Below are 15,176 nucleotides of genomic sequence, written 5' to 3' on the forward strand. Positions count from 1 at the left end.
CGGGCGGTGCGTGCTCTGTGAGCGCATCTTAGGCAGGAGTCGAATATTCTTAAAAATACTATTTAAGAATTTTTATATTCCACCAGGTTTTAAATCGAGTCGGGCGCCGTCGCCCGGGCCCAGGGCAGCTCGGCGGCGGGCTGCGGGTGGCCGTACCAGTAGCCCTGGCCGAAGTCACAGGCGTGGTCGAGGAGGAAGGCCGCCTGGTCCGGGCGCTCGATGCCCTCGGCCACCACGCTCAGGCCCATGCTGCGGGCCAGGGCGATGATGGCGCGGGCGATGGCGGCGTCCTCGGCGTCGCCGGGCAGGCCGGCGACGAAGCCCTGGTCGATCTTCAGCTTCTGCACCGGCATGCGTTTCAGGCGCATCAGCGAGGAATAGCCGGTGCCGAAGTCGTCGATCGCCAGTTGCACACCCAGCGCCCGCAGGCGCTGCAGCAGGGCCACCGACTGGTCGATGTTCTGCATGATGGCGCTCTCGGTCACTTCCAGCTCCAGGTGCCGCGGCTGCAGGCCGCTTTCCTGCAGGGCGCGGGCCACCCGCTGCTCCAGGCCCTCGCGGCCGAACAGGCGGCTGGACAGGTTCACCGCGACGAAGTCCAGCGCCGCGCCCTCGTCCAGCCACTGGCGCATCTGCCGGCAGGCCTGGTCCAGCACCCAGGCGTCGATGGCGGCGATCAGCCCGCATTCCTCGGCCACCGGGATGAATTCGCAGGGCGGCACCAGGCCGCGCTGTGGGTGCTGCCAGCGCACCAGCGACTCCACCCCGACCACCTGGCCGCTGGCCAGGTCGTGCACCGGCTGGTAGTACACGCGCAGCTCGTCGTGCTCCAGCGCCTGGCGCAGGGCGGCTTCCACCTGCACGTGGGAACGCGCGCGGGCGGTCAGCTCCGGGGTGTAGAAGGCGTACAGGTTGCGCCCGCTGGCCTTGGCCTGGAACAGCGCGGCATCGGCGTGGCGCAGCAGGTGGTCGACGTCGCGGGCATCGTCGGGGAACAGGCTGACGCCCATGCTGGCGGAGATGTAGATCGGCTGGCCCTGCACCTCGAAGGGCGCGTGCATGGCCTCCAGCAGGCGCTGGGCGAGGCTGCTGGCATGGTGCGGCTGCTGGCTCTCCAGGACCACGGCGAACTCGTCGCCGCCCAGGCGCGCCAGGGAGGCGTGCTCGTCGAGGCAGCCGCGCAGGCGCTCGGCCACCGTCTTGACCAGTTGGTCGCCGGCGCTGTGGCCGAGGCTGTCGTTGACGTGCTTGAAGTGGTCCAGGTCGAGCAGCAGCAGGGCGCCGCTGCCCTGTTCGCGCTCGGCGCGGGCCAGGGCCTGCTCGATGCGCTCGCGCAGCAGCAGGCGGTTGGGCAGCCCGGTGAGCGGGTCGTGGTGGGCGAGGAAGTCCAGCTCGTGCTGCGAGCGCTTGATGCTGCTGAGGTCGGAGAACACCGCGACGTAGTGCGTCAGGCGCCCCTGCTCGTCATGCACGGCGCAGATGTGCTGCCACTGCGGGTACACCTCGCCGCTCTTGCGCCGGTTCCAGATTTCCCCGCACCACAGGCCTTCGGCGTTCAGGGCCTGCCACATGCGCTGGTAGAAGGCATCGTCCTGGCGCCCGGACTTGAGCATCGAGGGGTTGCGCCCCACCACCTCGTCGGCGCTGTAGCCGGTGATGCGCTGGAACGACGGGTTGACGTGCAGGATCATGCCCTTGTCGTCGGTCACCAGCAGGCCTTCCTGGGTCGCCTCGAACACCGCCGCGGCCTGGCGCAGGTGGTCGTTGGCCTTGCGCTGCTCGGTGACGTCGCGGCTGACGCCGGTCATGCGCAGCGGCACGCCGTCGTGGCCGCCGCTCAGGCGCGCGCGGGCATGCACCCAGCGGTAGTTGCCGTCGGCGTGGCGCAGGCGGTAGGTGCATTCCAGGCGCTGGCTGCGCCGCTGCAGCAGGTCGCGGTGCTGGGCCAGCACGCTGTCGCGGTCGTCCGGGTGCAGCCGCTGTTCCCAGGTGGCGAAGCTGTCGCCCAGCGCTTCCTCGCTCAGGCCGAGCAGCCGCGCGTAGCCGGGCGAGTAGAACACCCGGTGGCGCTCGATATCCCATTCCCAGAGGCCGTCGTCCAGGGCGTCCAGGGCCCGCTCGAAGCGCCGTTCGCTGCGCTCGCGGGCGGCGAAGGTGCGCCGCATCCACCTGAACTGCCGGGCCAGCAGCAGGAACAGCACGCCGGCGCTGATGGCAAAGAAAAGATACTTTTTCGCCACCAGCCAGGGCAGCAGGTCGCCATCGCCCACCGCCAGGCGCAACAGCTGGTCGCTGGTCAACCCCCACAGGCAGGCGAACAACAGGTACAGCAGGCAGATGCGGAGGGCACTCGGGCGTGGATTCATTATCGCGAGGGGAGCGAGTTATTGGCTGCGCAGTATAGTGGATGGCCATTGGCCCCGGTTCATATCAAAAAGACCGGATGGTTTTCCCGCCGCGCTTGGTGATAATGCGAGCTGGCCCTTGCCTGGGCTGCCGACCATTTCCGAGGTTCATTATCATTCATGTGGTACAACGGTTTCCTTGACCTGCCGCTGTGGCAACTGATCGTGGTCACGCTGGTGCTCACCCACATCACCATCGTCAGCGTGACGGTCTACCTTCACCGCTATTCCGCCCACCGCGCCCTCGAGCTGCATCCGGCGCTGCAACACTTCTTCCGTTTCTGGCTGTGGATGACCACCGGGATGAACACCCGCGAGTGGACCGCCATCCATCGCAAGCACCACGCCAAGTGCGAGACCGCAGACGACCCGCACAGCCCCGTGTACAAGGGCCTGGGCACCGTGCTGCGCAAGGGCGCCGAGCTCTACCGCGAGGAAGCGAAGAACGCCGACACCCTGCGCATCTACGGCAAGAACTGCCCGGACGACTGGCTGGAGCGCAACCTCTACGGCCGCTTCCCGCTGGGCGGCATCGCCCTGATGGTGCTGATCGACGTGGCCCTGTTCGGCGCCCTCGGCCTGACCGTGTGGGCCGTGCAGATGGCCTGGATCCCGTTCTGGGCGGCCGGCGTCATCAACGGCCTGGGCCACGCCGTGGGCTACCGTAACTTCGAGTGCCGCGACGCCGCCACCAACCTGGTGCCCTGGGGCATCGTCATTGGCGGCGAGGAGCTGCACAACAACCACCACACCTACCCGAACTCGGCCAAGCTGTCGGTGAAGAAGTGGGAGTTCGACCTGGGCTGGGCCTGGATCAAGCTGTTCTGCTTCCTGCGCCTGGCCAAGGTGGCGCGGGTGGCGCCGATCGCCCACCGGGTGGAAGGCAAGGGCAGCCTGGACATGGACACCGCCATGGCCATCCTCAACAACCGCTTCCAGATCATGGCCCAGTACCGCAAGCTGGTGATCGGCCCGCTGGTCAAGCAGGAGCTGGCCAAGGCCGATGCCTCGGTGCGGCACCTGTTCCGCCGCGGCAAGCGCCTGCTCTCGCGCGAGACCAGCCTGCTGGAGGAACGCCACCACGCGCGCATCGAGCGCCTGCTGCAGCACAGCCAGGCGTTGCAGGTGATCTACGAGAAGCGCCTGGCGCTGCAGCAGATCTGGCAGAAGACCAGCGCCAACGGCCACGACATGCTGGCCGCCATCAAGCAGTGGGTGCAGGAGGCCGAGGCCAGCGGCATCCAGTCGCTGCGCGACTTCGCCGAACAGCTGAAGACCTACTCGCTGCGCCCGGCTGTCTGAGTTGGCCTGATAACTGAGATGTGCATCACAAAAAGCCCGCCGTTCGGCGGGCTTTTTCTTTTTTTGTCGAGCGCTTAGCTAATTTTGCGGTCATAGACCTCTCGATTAGTTGTGGGAAGCTGAGACATGGACGATAGGTACAGGGCGCCGCAGGATCTCGACGAAGCGCTGCTGGCATTGCTGCACAGCCGCGCCGAGGTGGAGCGCCTGAAAGAACGCGAGCAACTCTTCAGCGCCCTGCTGGCCAGCGTCAATGCGGTGCTCTGGGCCTTCGACTGGCAGGCCCAGCGCATGGTCTACGTCAGCCCCGCCTACGAGCACATCTTCGGCCGCTCGGCGGCCCTGCTGCTGGCCGACTACAACGAATGGCTCAACGCCATCTACCCCGACGACCTCGACTACGCCGCCAGCAGCCTGCTGCAGGTGCTCGAGCGCGGCGCCGTGGAGCAGCGCGAGTACCGCATCCTGCGCGCCGACGGCGAGGTGCGCTGGCTCAGCGACAAGTGCTTCATCAGCCAGCACAGCGAGGCGGGCCTGCCGCTGATGGTGGTCGGCATCGCCGAGGACATCACCGACAAGAAACACCTGGAAAGCGAGCTGCAGCGCCTGGCCACCACCGACGTGCTGACGCAGAGCAGCAACCGCCGCTACTTCTTCGACAATGCCGAGCAGGCCTTCAACGAATCCAAGCAGGCCGGCACGGCCCTGGCCTTCCTGCTGCTGGACGTGGACGACTTCAAGAAGGTCAACGACCGCTATGGCCACCAGGTCGGCGACCGCGTGCTGCAGCGCGTGGCCCAGTGCGCCTCCGGGGCGCTGCGCCGCGGCGACCTGTTCGGCCGCATCGGCGGCGAGGAGTTCGCCGTGCTGCTGCCCGGCTGCGACCAGGTGACCGCCCGGCAGATCGGCGAGCGCCTGCAGCGCGAGGTGCAGCGGCTGCGCTTCAAGGAAGACGAGCAGACCTTCGGTATCAGCGTCAGCCAGGGCCTGACCCTGCTGCAACCCCATGACGAGAACCTCTCGGCGCTCTACGGCCGGGCCGACGCCGCACTCTACCAGGCCAAGCGCAACGGCAAGGACCGTATCGAACAGGCCTGATCGGCGGCCCGGCCCGGGTTGCTGCCTCTCTTGCGCCCTGCACGTACCCCTTCCGGGAAATGGACCGGGAGGGGATACGGGCGCATTATTTATTCCAATAAGGAATTACATTTTAATAATTAATTCTTTTTGGATTTATTTCCGATTGCTTATCGTTGCCCCCAGCGTGGCCGCAGGGTCCAGGCAATGAAGTCCGGCGAGCATGGCGACAAACCGCCAGCCAGGCCGGGAAAGGTGGCGGATTTCCGCTGACCAGCGCGCAGCGAAGGACCAGGCTACGGGACGCCAACCCGCGCCAATCCACGTGTCGGGGTGTGCCGGGCCGATTGGCCCGCGGATTGCCATGTCGGGGTGAAGCCTCAGGCTTCGCCCACAAGAACAAGACACGAGCATTCACCATGACGCTGCCATGCCTTTCCGCAAGTTCCTTCCTGCCTGCCTGCCCACGTAGAGACCCCGCCCAGGGGCGACCGATCTGACGACCGCCGTTCGCCTGCAGGCCCGGGCCGTGCCCGGCCGCGCGGCTGTCCGGTGGGATTCGCGCCACGCGGCGCCTGGCGCTTTGCCGACTTCACACAAGATCAATAAATGGGGATTACCAATGAAGAGTCGTAACATCACGCAATCCACCCTGGCGTTGGCCGTGGCGGCCGCTGCCCTTGGCGCCCATGTTCCGCTGGCCAGCGCCGGCGGCTTCATCGAGGACAGCAAGGCCAGCCTGACCCTGCGCAACTTCTACATCAACAGCGACAACCGCAACGGCACCGCCGAGCCGAGCAAGCAGGAGGAGTGGGGCCAGGGCTTCCTGCTGAACTACACCTCCGGCTTCACCGAAGGCACCGTCGGCTTCGGCGTCGATGCCCTGGGCCTGCTGGGCGTGCGCCTGGACAGCGGCAAGGGCACCCACTACAACCCGACCAGCTCCAGCTTCTCGGGCACCGTGTTCCCCACCGATGGCGATGGCCGCGCGGTGGACGACTTCTCGCACCTGGGGGCGACCGCCAAGGTGAAGGTTTCCTCCACCGAACTGCGCTACGGCACCCTGCTGCCCAAGCTGCCGGTGGTGACCTACAACGACGGCCGCCTGCTGCCGCAGACCTTCGAGGGCGGCCAGATCACCTCCAACGAGTTCAAGGACCTGACCCTGATCGGCGGCCAGCTGGAACACACCAAGGGCCGCAGTTCGAGCAACAACGAGGGCCTGTCCATCGCCGGCGCCAACAACGCGCGCACCGGCGAGTTCGTCAACAAGTTCTACTACGGCGGCGTCGACTACAAGCTGACCAAGGACCTGACGCTGCAGTACTACTACGGCAACCTGCAGGACTTCTACAAACAGCACTTCCTCGGCCTGCAGCACAACTGGGCGATCGGCCCGGGCGTGCTCAAGACCGACCTGCGCTACTTCAACAGCAGCGACGACGGCAAGAACAGCCACGACTCGCGCTACTACACCTCCGGCTACTACGGCAACGGCGTGACCAAGGGCGAGGTCGACAACAAGGCCTACAGCGGCCTGTTCACCTACATCGTCAGCGGCCACAGCTTCGGCGTCGGCTACCAGCAGCTCAGCGGCGACAGCGACTTCCCGTTCATCAACAACGGCGACGGCGCCACCGCCTACCTGATCACCGACGTGCAGATCGGCAAGTTCCTGCGCGCCGGTGAGCGTACCTGGCAGGCCCGCTACGGCTACGACTTCGCCCAGGCCGGCCTGCCGGGCCTGACCTTCCAGGCCCTGTACCTGCGCGGTGACAACATCGACACCGCCCGCGGCGACCAGAGCGAGTGGGAGCGCGACATCAGCCTGGCCTACGTGATCCCGGACGGCACCTTCAAGGGCCTGGGCTTCACCTGGAAGAACGCCTCGCTGCGCAGCGGCCTGCCGGCCCAGGGCGCCACCCCGGCCCAGCGCGACCAGGACGAGAACCGCCTGATCGTCAGCTATACCCTGCCGCTGTTCTAGGCCCGGGGCTTTCCGTAGGAGCGCGCCGAAGAGGTGACCTGTAGGAGCGGGCCCTGCCCGCGATTTCGCGCGCAGGGCGCGCTCCTACATGGGTATGGCGTGGGGGCGTAGGGCGTATGACCGTTCGCGGTTATACGCCGCCGGCCGGAACACCAGCGCCCGGTCGGGCATGGCGATGGGTATCGCTTCGCCCAACCCATCCTACGAAGTGTGCCGTGACGAAAAAGGCCGTCTCCCCTCGCGGGCAGACGGCCTTTTCGTTGGCAGCTACCGGCTCAGCGCTTCTGCGGCGCCGGTTGCTGCTGGGTGATGCAGTGGATGTTGCCGCCGCCCAGGAGGATTTCCCGGCCCGGCACCATCACCACTTCGTGCTCGGGGAACACGCGCTGGAGGATGGCCTTGGCCTCGGCGTCCTTCGGGTCGTCGAAGCTCGGCGCGACGATGCCGCCGTTGACGATCAGGAAGTTCACGTAGGAGCCGGCCAGGCGGATCGACGGATCGCGCTCCTGGCTGCCTTCCACCAGGTCGACGCCGGCGCACTCTTCCTCGGTGGCGTGCAGCGGGCCGGGGATCGGCATCTTGTGCACCACCAGTTGGCGGCCCTTGGCGTCGCGCACCTGTTCCAGCACGCGCATGGCGGCCTGGCAGCGCGGGTAGTTGGGGTCGTTGGCGTCGTCGGTCCAGGCCAGCAGCACTTCGCCCGGGCGCACGTAGCAGCAGAAGTTGTCGACGTGGCCGTTGGTCTCGTCGTTGTACAGGCCGTCCGGCAGCCAGATCACGCTGTCCACCGCCAGGTGCTCGCGCAGGACCTGCTCGATCTCCTCGCGGGACAGGTGCGGGTTGCGGTTGCGGTTGAGCAGGCATTCCTCGGTGGTGATCAGGGTGCCTTCGCCATCCACGTGGATGGAGCCGCCCTCGAGCACGAAGCCTTCGGTGCGGTAGCGATCGCAGCGCTCGACCTGGAGGATCTTCGCCGCCACCTGGTCGTCGCGCAGCCAGGGGAAGTACAGGCCGCCGTCTAGGCCGCCCCAGGCGTTGAAGGTCCAGTCCACGCCGCGCACGCCGCCCTGGTCGTCGACCACGAAGGTCGGCCCGGTGTCGCGCACCCAGGCGTCGTCGTTGCTGATCTCGATCACCCGGATGGCGTCGCTCAGGCGCGCGCGGGCGTTCTCGAACTGCGCGGCGGAAACGCAGACGGTGACCGGCTCGAAGCGCGCGATGGCCTCGGCCACGGCGCTGAAGGCGGCCTGCGCCGGCTTGCCGCCCAGGCGCCAGTTGTCCGGGCGCTCGGGCCAGACCATCCAGGTCTGGGTGTGGGGTTCCCATTCCGCCGGCATGCGGAAGCCATCGGCGCGGGGGGTACTGGTCAGAGTGGTCATGGGGTCACCAGATGCGGGCAGCTACGGACGAAGCGGCGGAAGGGATCGCCTCCCGCCGCGCGAGGTCATTCGGAGAGGTTCTCTCCGTCGAGGGTCGCGATCGGCCAGTATAGGTTCGGACGGCGGTCGCGGAACACACCCCAGGCGGTGCGGACTTTCTCCAGGGCGTCCAGATCGAAGCTGTGCAGCAGGATGCCTTCCTCGGTCTCGTTCAGTTCCTGGACCTTCTTGCCGAATTGATCGGCGATGAAGGAGGAGCCGTAGAAGGTGATGTCGTAGCCGTCCTGCGCTTCCTTGCCGATGCGGTTGGAGGCCACCAGCGGCATCAGGTTGGCGCCGGCATGGCCCTGCTGCACGCGCTGCCAGTGGTCGCGGGAGGTGATGCTGGCGTCGTGCGGCTCGCTGCCGATGGCGGTCGGGTAGAACAGCACCTCGGCGCCCATCAGCGCCATGCTGCGGGCGCACTCGGGGAACCACTGGTCCCAGCAGATGCCGACGCCGATGCGCGCGTAGGCTGTGTCCCAGACCTTGAAGCCGGTGTCGCCGGGGTTGAAGTAGTACTTCTCGTGGTAGCCGGGGCCGTCGGGGATGTGGCTCTTGCGGTAGACGCCCAGGTTGCTGCCGTCGGCATCGATGATGGCGATGCTGTTGAAGCGCGCGCGGCCGGCGCGCTCGAAGAAGCTGATCGGCAGCACGACTTTCAGCTCGGCGGCGACCTTCCGGAAGTGCAGGATCGCCGGGTTCTCTTCCACCGGGGTGGCCAGCTGGGTGTAGTCGGCGTTGGGCTTCTGGCAGAAGTAGGGGGTCTCGAACAGTTCCTGGATCAGGATGATCTGCGCGCCCTGGGCGGCCGCCTGGCGCACCAGCTTCTCGGCGTTGGCGATGTTGGCCTGGACATCCCAGGAGCACGCCATCTGGGTGGCGGCGACGGTGACGGTACGGGTCATGGAACACCTTTTTATTCGGATACTTATCGGCCTTCCGGGTTGGGCGGCGGCCGTGGGGTGCTGCGAGAAGGCGTGAGGTCGACGTCTTTCGCGGCGCTGGGGCGATTTATATCCGATAAAAATCGACTTTTGAAGCGGTATTTCTCTATCGCGGCATCGAATCCGATGAAAAGACAGATAAATATCGGACTTAAAGCTGCGGGCGATAAGCTTCAAGCCGCAAGCGAAAGCGGCTCTTGCTTGCAGCTTGAGGCTTGCCGCTTACAGCTGCCGTTTTCCTATAGCTGCCGTTTAGGTAGGAAGGGCGGCAGATACAGCGACAGATAGGCATCGAACACCCGCATCCCTTCCTCGGCCAGGCGCGGTTCGATGCGCCCGTGGCGTTGCACCGAGAGGGCGTAGACGCGGTCGCCCAGTTCCATGGCCAGGCTGAACACTTCGATGTCCCGGGGCAGTTCGGGCAGGTGGAAGTGGTGGTCGAACAGGGCCTGCATGGAGCGGCCCAGCTCCATGTCGTGCTGGCGGTCGGCGAGGGTCACCTCGGCCAGGCCGTGGCTGGCGAGGATCAGTTGGCGCGCCGCGGCGTCGCCGGCGTAGACGGCGAGCATGCGCTCCTCCACCAGCCGCGAGAGGTCGCGCCAGTCGCGCAGGGCGTCGTGGTCCACCGGCGCCGCCAGGCAGGCGCGGAAGGCGGCGTGGACCTCGCCGGTCAGCGCCTGCAGCAGCGCCGGCACGCTGGGGAAGAAGTGGTAGACCGAGGACGGCGGTATGTCCGCCCGCTCCGCCACGGCGTAGATCGACAGGCCGGCGGTGCCGTCTTCGGCGAGCAGCGCGCGGGCGGCGTCGAGGATGCTGGCGATGCGCGCCTGGCTGCTGGCGCGGGGCTTGCGGGAGCTGGTGGGGGCGGGCATGGCGTTCTCCGGGCATGAGCGGGCTATTGGACGCCAGCTCATGCGTCCGGAGCAAGTTCGCGGCCCCTGGCGCGCGGCGCGCCGCTGGCCGTCAGTGGTCGGCCAGCAGCTTGTCCCAGGTTTCCTTGAACACCGGCGCGGTCTTCTCCGGGGCGGTTTCCAGGGCGAACAGGCGGCGCTTGGTCTCCTGGTCCGGGTACAGGCCCGGCTGCTGGCGCAGCTCGGCGTCGAGGAAGGCCGCGGCGTCGACGTTGGCGTTCGGGTAGAGGGTGGCGGCGGTGACCTGGGCGGCGACCTTCGGCTGCAGCATGAAGTCGATGAAGCGCAGGGCCAGGTCTGGATGCTGGGCGCTGCTGGGCACCACCAGGTTGTCGATGAACAGCACCGAGCCCTCCTGCGGCACCATGAAGTGCACCGGCTGCCCGGCGCGGGCCGCATGCAGGGCGTCGCCGACCCAGGCCATGGCCACGCACAGCTTGCCGTCGTTGAGGTCCTGGATGTAGCGCTCGCTGTCGATGTAGCGCAGGTTCGGGCGCAGCGCCTGGAGCACCTGGCCGGCGCGGCGGATCTGCGTCGGCGCGCTGCGGGCGAAGTTGCGCCCCTGGTAGTTCATCAGCACCGAGAAGGTCTCGTCGGGCGCGTCCAGCAGGCTCAGCCCGCAGCTCTTCAGGCGCGCGCTGTATTGTGGGTCGAACAGCAGGCTCCAGCTGTCCGGCACCGGCCCGCCCAGGGCCTTCTCGGCCTGCGGCTGGTTCACCGCCAGGCCCACGGCGCCCCACAGGTAGGGCACGGCGTGGCGGTTGTCGGGGTCGACGGCGGCCAGCTTGCTCATCAGCTGCGGGTCGAGGTGGCTGCGGTTGGGCAGGCGGGTGAAGTCCAGCGGCTGGATCAGCTTGTCCTTGATCAGCTGCGGCAGGTCGTTGTGGGAGGGGACGGCGACGTCGATCTTCTCGCCGGAGCGCAGCGCCTGCTTGAGTTCTTCGGCGGTGCTGTAGGTGTGGTACTCGACGCGGACGCCGCTGGCCTTCTCGAAGTCCTTGAGCGCTTCCGGGGCGATGTAGTCGTTCCAGTTGTAGACGCGGATGACGTCCTCGGCCTGGACGAACAGCGGGCAGAGCAGCAGCAACAGCGGGGCGAGCAGGCGTGGCATTGGCATTCTCCCTATGTCAAGGCACAGCATGGACGGCCGGCGGCCATCCCGGGGCTTGGTTGCAGCGTGGAGCGGCAGAACAGGGTGCGGCGGGGCCGCCCGCCCGGCGGGCAAGGCGGTCAGACGGACGCCGGCGCGGGGCCGGCGTCGCCTGGGGTGTTTCTTATACGGTGTGCAGGTACCAGTTGTACTCGAGGTCGGAGATCGAATACTCGAACTCCTGCATCTCGTGTTCCTTGCACGCGACGAAGATGTCGATGTACTCGGGGCTGATGTACTTGTTCATCACGTCGCTGTCGTCCAGCTCGCGCAGGGCATCGCGCAGGTTGTTCGGCAGGCTCTGCTCCAACTGATCGTAGGCGTTGCCTTCGATCGGCGCGCCCGGCTCGACCTTGTTGACCAGGCCGTGGTGGACGCCGGCGAGGACCGCGGCCAGCAGCAGGTAGGGGTTGGCGTCGGCACCGGCGACGCGGTGTTCCAGGCGCACCGCTTCCGGCGCGCCGGTGGGCACGCGCAGCGCCACGGTGCGGTTGTCCAGGCCCCAGCTCGGCGCGTTCGGCACGAAGAAGGCCGAGCCGAAGCGGCGGTAGGAGTTGACGTTCGGGCAGAGGAAGGCCATGGAGGCGGGCAGGGTCTCGAGCACACCGCCGATCGCGTGACGCAACGCGGCGTTCTGCTCGGGATCCTCGCTGGCGAAGATGTTCTTGCCATCCTTGTCCAGCAGCGACACGTGGACGTGCAGACCGTTGCCGGCCTGGCCCGGGTAGGGCTTGGCCATGAAGGTCGAGTCCATTTCATGGTCGTATGCCACGTTCTTGATCAGGCGCTTGAGCAGCACCGCGTAGTCGCAGGCCTTGAGCGCGTCGTTGACGTGGTGGAGGTTGACCTCGAACTGCGCCGGGGCGCTCTCCTTGACGATGGCGTCGGCCGGGATGCCCTGGGCGCGGGCGCCGTCGATGATGTCCTGCAGGCAGTCGGCGTACTCGTCGAGGTCGTCGATGGAGTAGACCTGCACCGATTGCGGGCGCTTGCCGGAGATCGGCGAACGAGGCGGCTGCGGACGGCCGTTCACGTTCTCCTGGTCGATCAGGTAGAACTCCAGCTCGAAGGCCGCGACTATGGACAGGCCCATGTCGGTGAACTTCTGGACGACCTGGCGCAGTACCTCGCGAGGGTCGGCGAAGAACGGCTCGCCTTCCATTTCATGCATGGTCATCAGCAGTTGCGCGGTCGGACGCTTCTGCCAGGGTTCCATGGCTATGGTGTTGGGGATGGGATAGCAGACACGGTCGGCGTCGCCGATATCCAGGCCCAGGCCGGTGCTTTCAACGGTGGAGCCGGTGATGTCGAGGGCGAACAGCGAGGCGGGGAGGTTGATGCCTTTCTCGTAGACTTTCGGCAGGTTGCTGCGCTCGATGCGCTTGCCGCGAACCACGCCATTCATATCTGCAATAAGGAGGTCGACGAACTGGACCTCGGGGTGTTCCTTGAGGAACTCGGTCGCTTCTGAGAGCGGAACGGCACTCGGGGGTACCGACATGGTGCAACACCTTTATTGTTAAAAATATCAATCATGCGGGGGCTAGGCTGTGAGTCAATCCGAAAGGCCTGTTGATGTCAATAGCGCCACTTCCTGCCCGCTGATGGTGCAAGGTGGCCATTCCTGGGGCATTTCGGCCTGTCTCAGGGGCCGTGAAAGCGTGCTGCCATGGGATGTTCAGAGAGGCGTGTGCAATTTTTTACAGGACTATTGTGTAAAAAAATGAACAGCGCTAAGCTCGGTCGCAACCCATAACACTTACAAGCACGGGTGTCCCATGTCTCGCCTGCCGTTAATCGGCGTGACCGCCTGCGTCAGGCAAGTCGGTCATAAACCCAGCCATACCGTCGGTGACAAATACGTCAGTGCCGTGGTGGCCGGGGCCAATGGTCTACCGCTGATCATTCCAGCCCTGGGCGAATCGCTTGACCAGGACACCTTGCTCTCCAGCCTCGATGGGCTGCTGTTCAGCGGATCACCGTCGAACGTCGAGCCCCATCATTATAGTGGTCCCGAGAGCGATGCAGGCACTTTGCATGACATCGCCCGTGACGCTACTACACTGCCGCTCATTCGCGCTGCGATCGCCGCCGGCGTGCCGTTGCTCGGCATCTGCCGCGGGTTCCAGGAGATCAACGTGGCTCTAGGCGGCACGCTGCACCAGAAGGTGCACGAAACTCCAGGCTTCATGGACCACCGCGAGCCGGCCAACCAGCCGGTCGAGGTGCAGTACGCCCCGCGCCACGTCGTCGACGTGCAGCCGGGCGGCATTCTCGCCGGCATCGGCTTGCCGGCGCAGATCCAGGTCAATTCCATTCATGGCCAAGGCGTTGCACGTCTGGCGCCGGGCCTTCGCGTAGAAGCACTGGCGCCTGACGGGTTGGTCGAGGCCTTCTCCGTAGAAGGCGCCAGGGCCTTCGCCCTCGGTGTGCAGTGGCACCCGGAGTGGCAGGTCCGATCCAATCCCAACTATCTCGCCATCTTCCAGGCATTCGGCAAAGCCTGCAGCAAGAGGGCGGGGCAACGTTGAGTCCGGCGGTTGGGGCCGGGCTCTCAAAACCCTGAGGTCTTTATGACTACCAAGCTAGACCAGCTGACCGGCTGGCTGAAGGAACGCAAGATCACCGAAGTGGAATGCATGATCGCCGACCTGACCGGGATTGCCCGGGGCAAGATCGCGCCGACCAACAAGTTCCTCAACGAGAAGGGCATGCGCCTGCCGGAGTCCGTGCTCCTGCAGACCGTGACCGGTGATTACGTCGAGGACGACATCTACTACGACCTGCTGGACCCGGCCGACATCGATATGGTCTGCCGCCCGGACGAGAATGCCGTGTTCCTCGTTCCCTGGGCCATCGAGCCCACCGCGATGGTCATCCACGACACCTACGACAAGCTCGGCAACCCCATCGAGCTGTCGCCGCGCAACATTCTCAAGCGCGTGCTCAAGCTCTACGCCGACAAGGGCTGGAAGCCGATCGTGGCGCCGGAGATGGAGTTCTACCTGACCAAGCGCAGCGACGACCCCGACTACCCGCTGCAGGCCCCCGTGGGCCGTTCCGGGCGCCAGGAAACCGGCCGCCAGTCCTTCTCCATCGACGCGGCGAACGAATTCGACCCGCTGTTCGAGGACATGTACGACTGGTGCGAGGCCCAGGGCCTGGACCTGGACACGCTGATCCACGAGGAAGGCACCGCGCAGATGGAAATCAACTTCCGTCACGGCGACGCCCTGGACCTGGCCGACCAGATCCTGGTGTTCAAGCGCACCATGCGCGAGGCCGCGCTCAAGCACAACGTGGCCGCGACCTTCATGGCCAAGCCGATGACCGGCGAGCCGGGCAGCGCCATGCACCTGCACCAGAGCATCGTCGACATCAAGACCGGCAAGAACATCTTCTCCAATGCCGACGGCACCATGAGCGAGCTGTTCCTGCACCACGTCGGCGGCCTGCAGCGCTTCATCCCCGAGGCCCTGCCGCTGTTCGCCCCGAACGTCAACTCGTTCCGCCGCTTCCTGCCCGACACTTCGGCGCCGGTGAACGTCGAGTGGGGCGAGGAGAACCGCACCGTGGGCCTGCGCGTGCCGGACTCCAACCCGGAGAACCGCCGCGTGGAAAACCGCCTGGCCGGCGCCGACGCCAACCCCTACCTGGCCCTGGCCGCCAGCCTGCTGTGCGGCTACATCGGCATGGTCGAAGGCATCAAACCCAGTGCCCAGGTCAAGGGCCGCGGCTACGAACGACGTAACCTGCGCCTGCCGCTGACCATCGAGGCGGCACTGGAAACCATGGAAGGCAGCAAGACCCTTGAACAGTACCTGGGCAGCAAGTTCATCCGCGGCTACGTCGCGGTGAAACGCGCCGAGCACGAGAACTTCAAGCGGGTGATCAGTTCCTGGGAGCGGGAGTTCCTCCTGCTGTCCGTCTGATCGGCGTGGGGCCCGGCCCTGCCGGCCGGGCCCCGTGTTCATTACAG

At 66.3% G+C, this 15,176-nt stretch carries 11 protein-coding genes; 5 read left to right on the plus strand and 6 right to left on the minus strand.

Annotation, left to right across the window (positions count from 1 at the left end):
- Positions 1-89 precede the first annotated feature (89 nt).
- Positions 90-2,366, minus strand: coding sequence for a putative bifunctional diguanylate cyclase/phosphodiesterase (locus IG194_RS14645; protein ID WP_058488064.1), 2,277 nt, complete (start codon positions 2,364-2,366; stop codon positions 90-92).
- A 159-nt stretch (positions 2,367-2,525) separates the two neighbouring features.
- On the opposite strand from IG194_RS14645, the gene desA reads away from it, so the two are divergent.
- The 3 genes from desA to IG194_RS14660 all read left to right on the plus strand — a co-directional run bounded on the left by desA (position 2,526) and on the right by IG194_RS14660 (position 6,771).
- The gene (gene desA, locus IG194_RS14650) at positions 2,526-3,707 is read left to right on the plus strand and encodes a delta-9 fatty acid desaturase DesA (RefSeq protein WP_009614012.1); all 1,182 of its coding nucleotides are present in this window, start codon (positions 2,526-2,528) and stop codon (positions 3,705-3,707) included.
- A 126-nt stretch (positions 3,708-3,833) separates the two neighbouring features.
- Positions 3,834-4,805: a GGDEF domain-containing protein gene (locus IG194_RS14655; RefSeq protein ID WP_043268210.1), complete on the plus strand. Its 972-nt coding sequence runs from the start codon at positions 3,834-3,836 to the stop codon at positions 4,803-4,805.
- A gap of 601 nt (positions 4,806-5,406) precedes the next feature.
- Complete coding sequence (locus IG194_RS14660; RefSeq protein ID WP_009614008.1) at positions 5,407-6,771, plus strand: OprD family porin; 1,365 nt, start codon at positions 5,407-5,409, stop codon at positions 6,769-6,771.
- A 275-nt stretch (positions 6,772-7,046) separates the two neighbouring features.
- Here IG194_RS14660 and aguA read toward each other — a convergent pair whose 3' ends face one another.
- From aguA to IG194_RS14685, 5 genes are all read right to left on the minus strand, one after another.
- The gene (gene aguA / locus IG194_RS14665) at positions 7,047-8,150 is read right to left on the minus strand and encodes an agmatine deiminase (protein WP_058488065.1); all 1,104 of its coding nucleotides are present in this window, start codon (positions 8,148-8,150) and stop codon (positions 7,047-7,049) included.
- A gap of 65 nt (positions 8,151-8,215) precedes the next feature.
- The gene (aguB, locus tag IG194_RS14670) at positions 8,216-9,097 is read right to left on the minus strand and encodes an N-carbamoylputrescine amidase (RefSeq protein ID WP_058488066.1); all 882 of its coding nucleotides are present in this window, start codon (positions 9,095-9,097) and stop codon (positions 8,216-8,218) included.
- 278 nt (positions 9,098-9,375) lie between these two features.
- Positions 9,376-10,008: a TetR/AcrR family transcriptional regulator gene (locus IG194_RS14675; protein ID WP_009614000.1), complete on the minus strand. Its 633-nt coding sequence runs from the start codon at positions 10,006-10,008 to the stop codon at positions 9,376-9,378.
- Positions 10,009-10,099: 91 nt separating this feature from the next.
- Positions 10,100-11,158 (minus strand): polyamine ABC transporter substrate-binding protein, encoded by a 1,059-nt coding sequence (locus IG194_RS14680; protein ID WP_058488067.1) that lies wholly within the window; start codon positions 11,156-11,158, stop codon positions 10,100-10,102.
- 163 nt (positions 11,159-11,321) lie between these two features.
- Positions 11,322-12,698, minus strand: coding sequence for a glutamine synthetase family protein (locus tag IG194_RS14685; RefSeq protein WP_009613998.1), 1,377 nt, complete (start codon positions 12,696-12,698; stop codon positions 11,322-11,324).
- A gap of 277 nt (positions 12,699-12,975) precedes the next feature.
- Here IG194_RS14685 and IG194_RS14690 point away from each other — a divergent pair, with 277 nt between their 5' ends.
- Together IG194_RS14690 and IG194_RS14695 are read left to right on the plus strand one after the other, a co-directional pair.
- Positions 12,976-13,728 (plus strand): gamma-glutamyl-gamma-aminobutyrate hydrolase family protein, encoded by a 753-nt coding sequence (locus IG194_RS14690; RefSeq protein WP_058488068.1) that lies wholly within the window; start codon positions 12,976-12,978, stop codon positions 13,726-13,728.
- A 42-nt stretch (positions 13,729-13,770) separates the two neighbouring features.
- The gene (locus IG194_RS14695) at positions 13,771-15,129 is read left to right on the plus strand and encodes a glutamine synthetase family protein (protein WP_009613996.1); all 1,359 of its coding nucleotides are present in this window, start codon (positions 13,771-13,773) and stop codon (positions 15,127-15,129) included.
- Positions 15,130-15,176: the final 47 nt, after the last annotated feature.

The sequence above is a fragment of the Pseudomonas sp. ADPe genome (assembly GCF_014843515.1).
Lineage (GTDB): Bacteria > Pseudomonadota > Gammaproteobacteria > Pseudomonadales > Pseudomonadaceae > Pseudomonas > Pseudomonas citronellolis.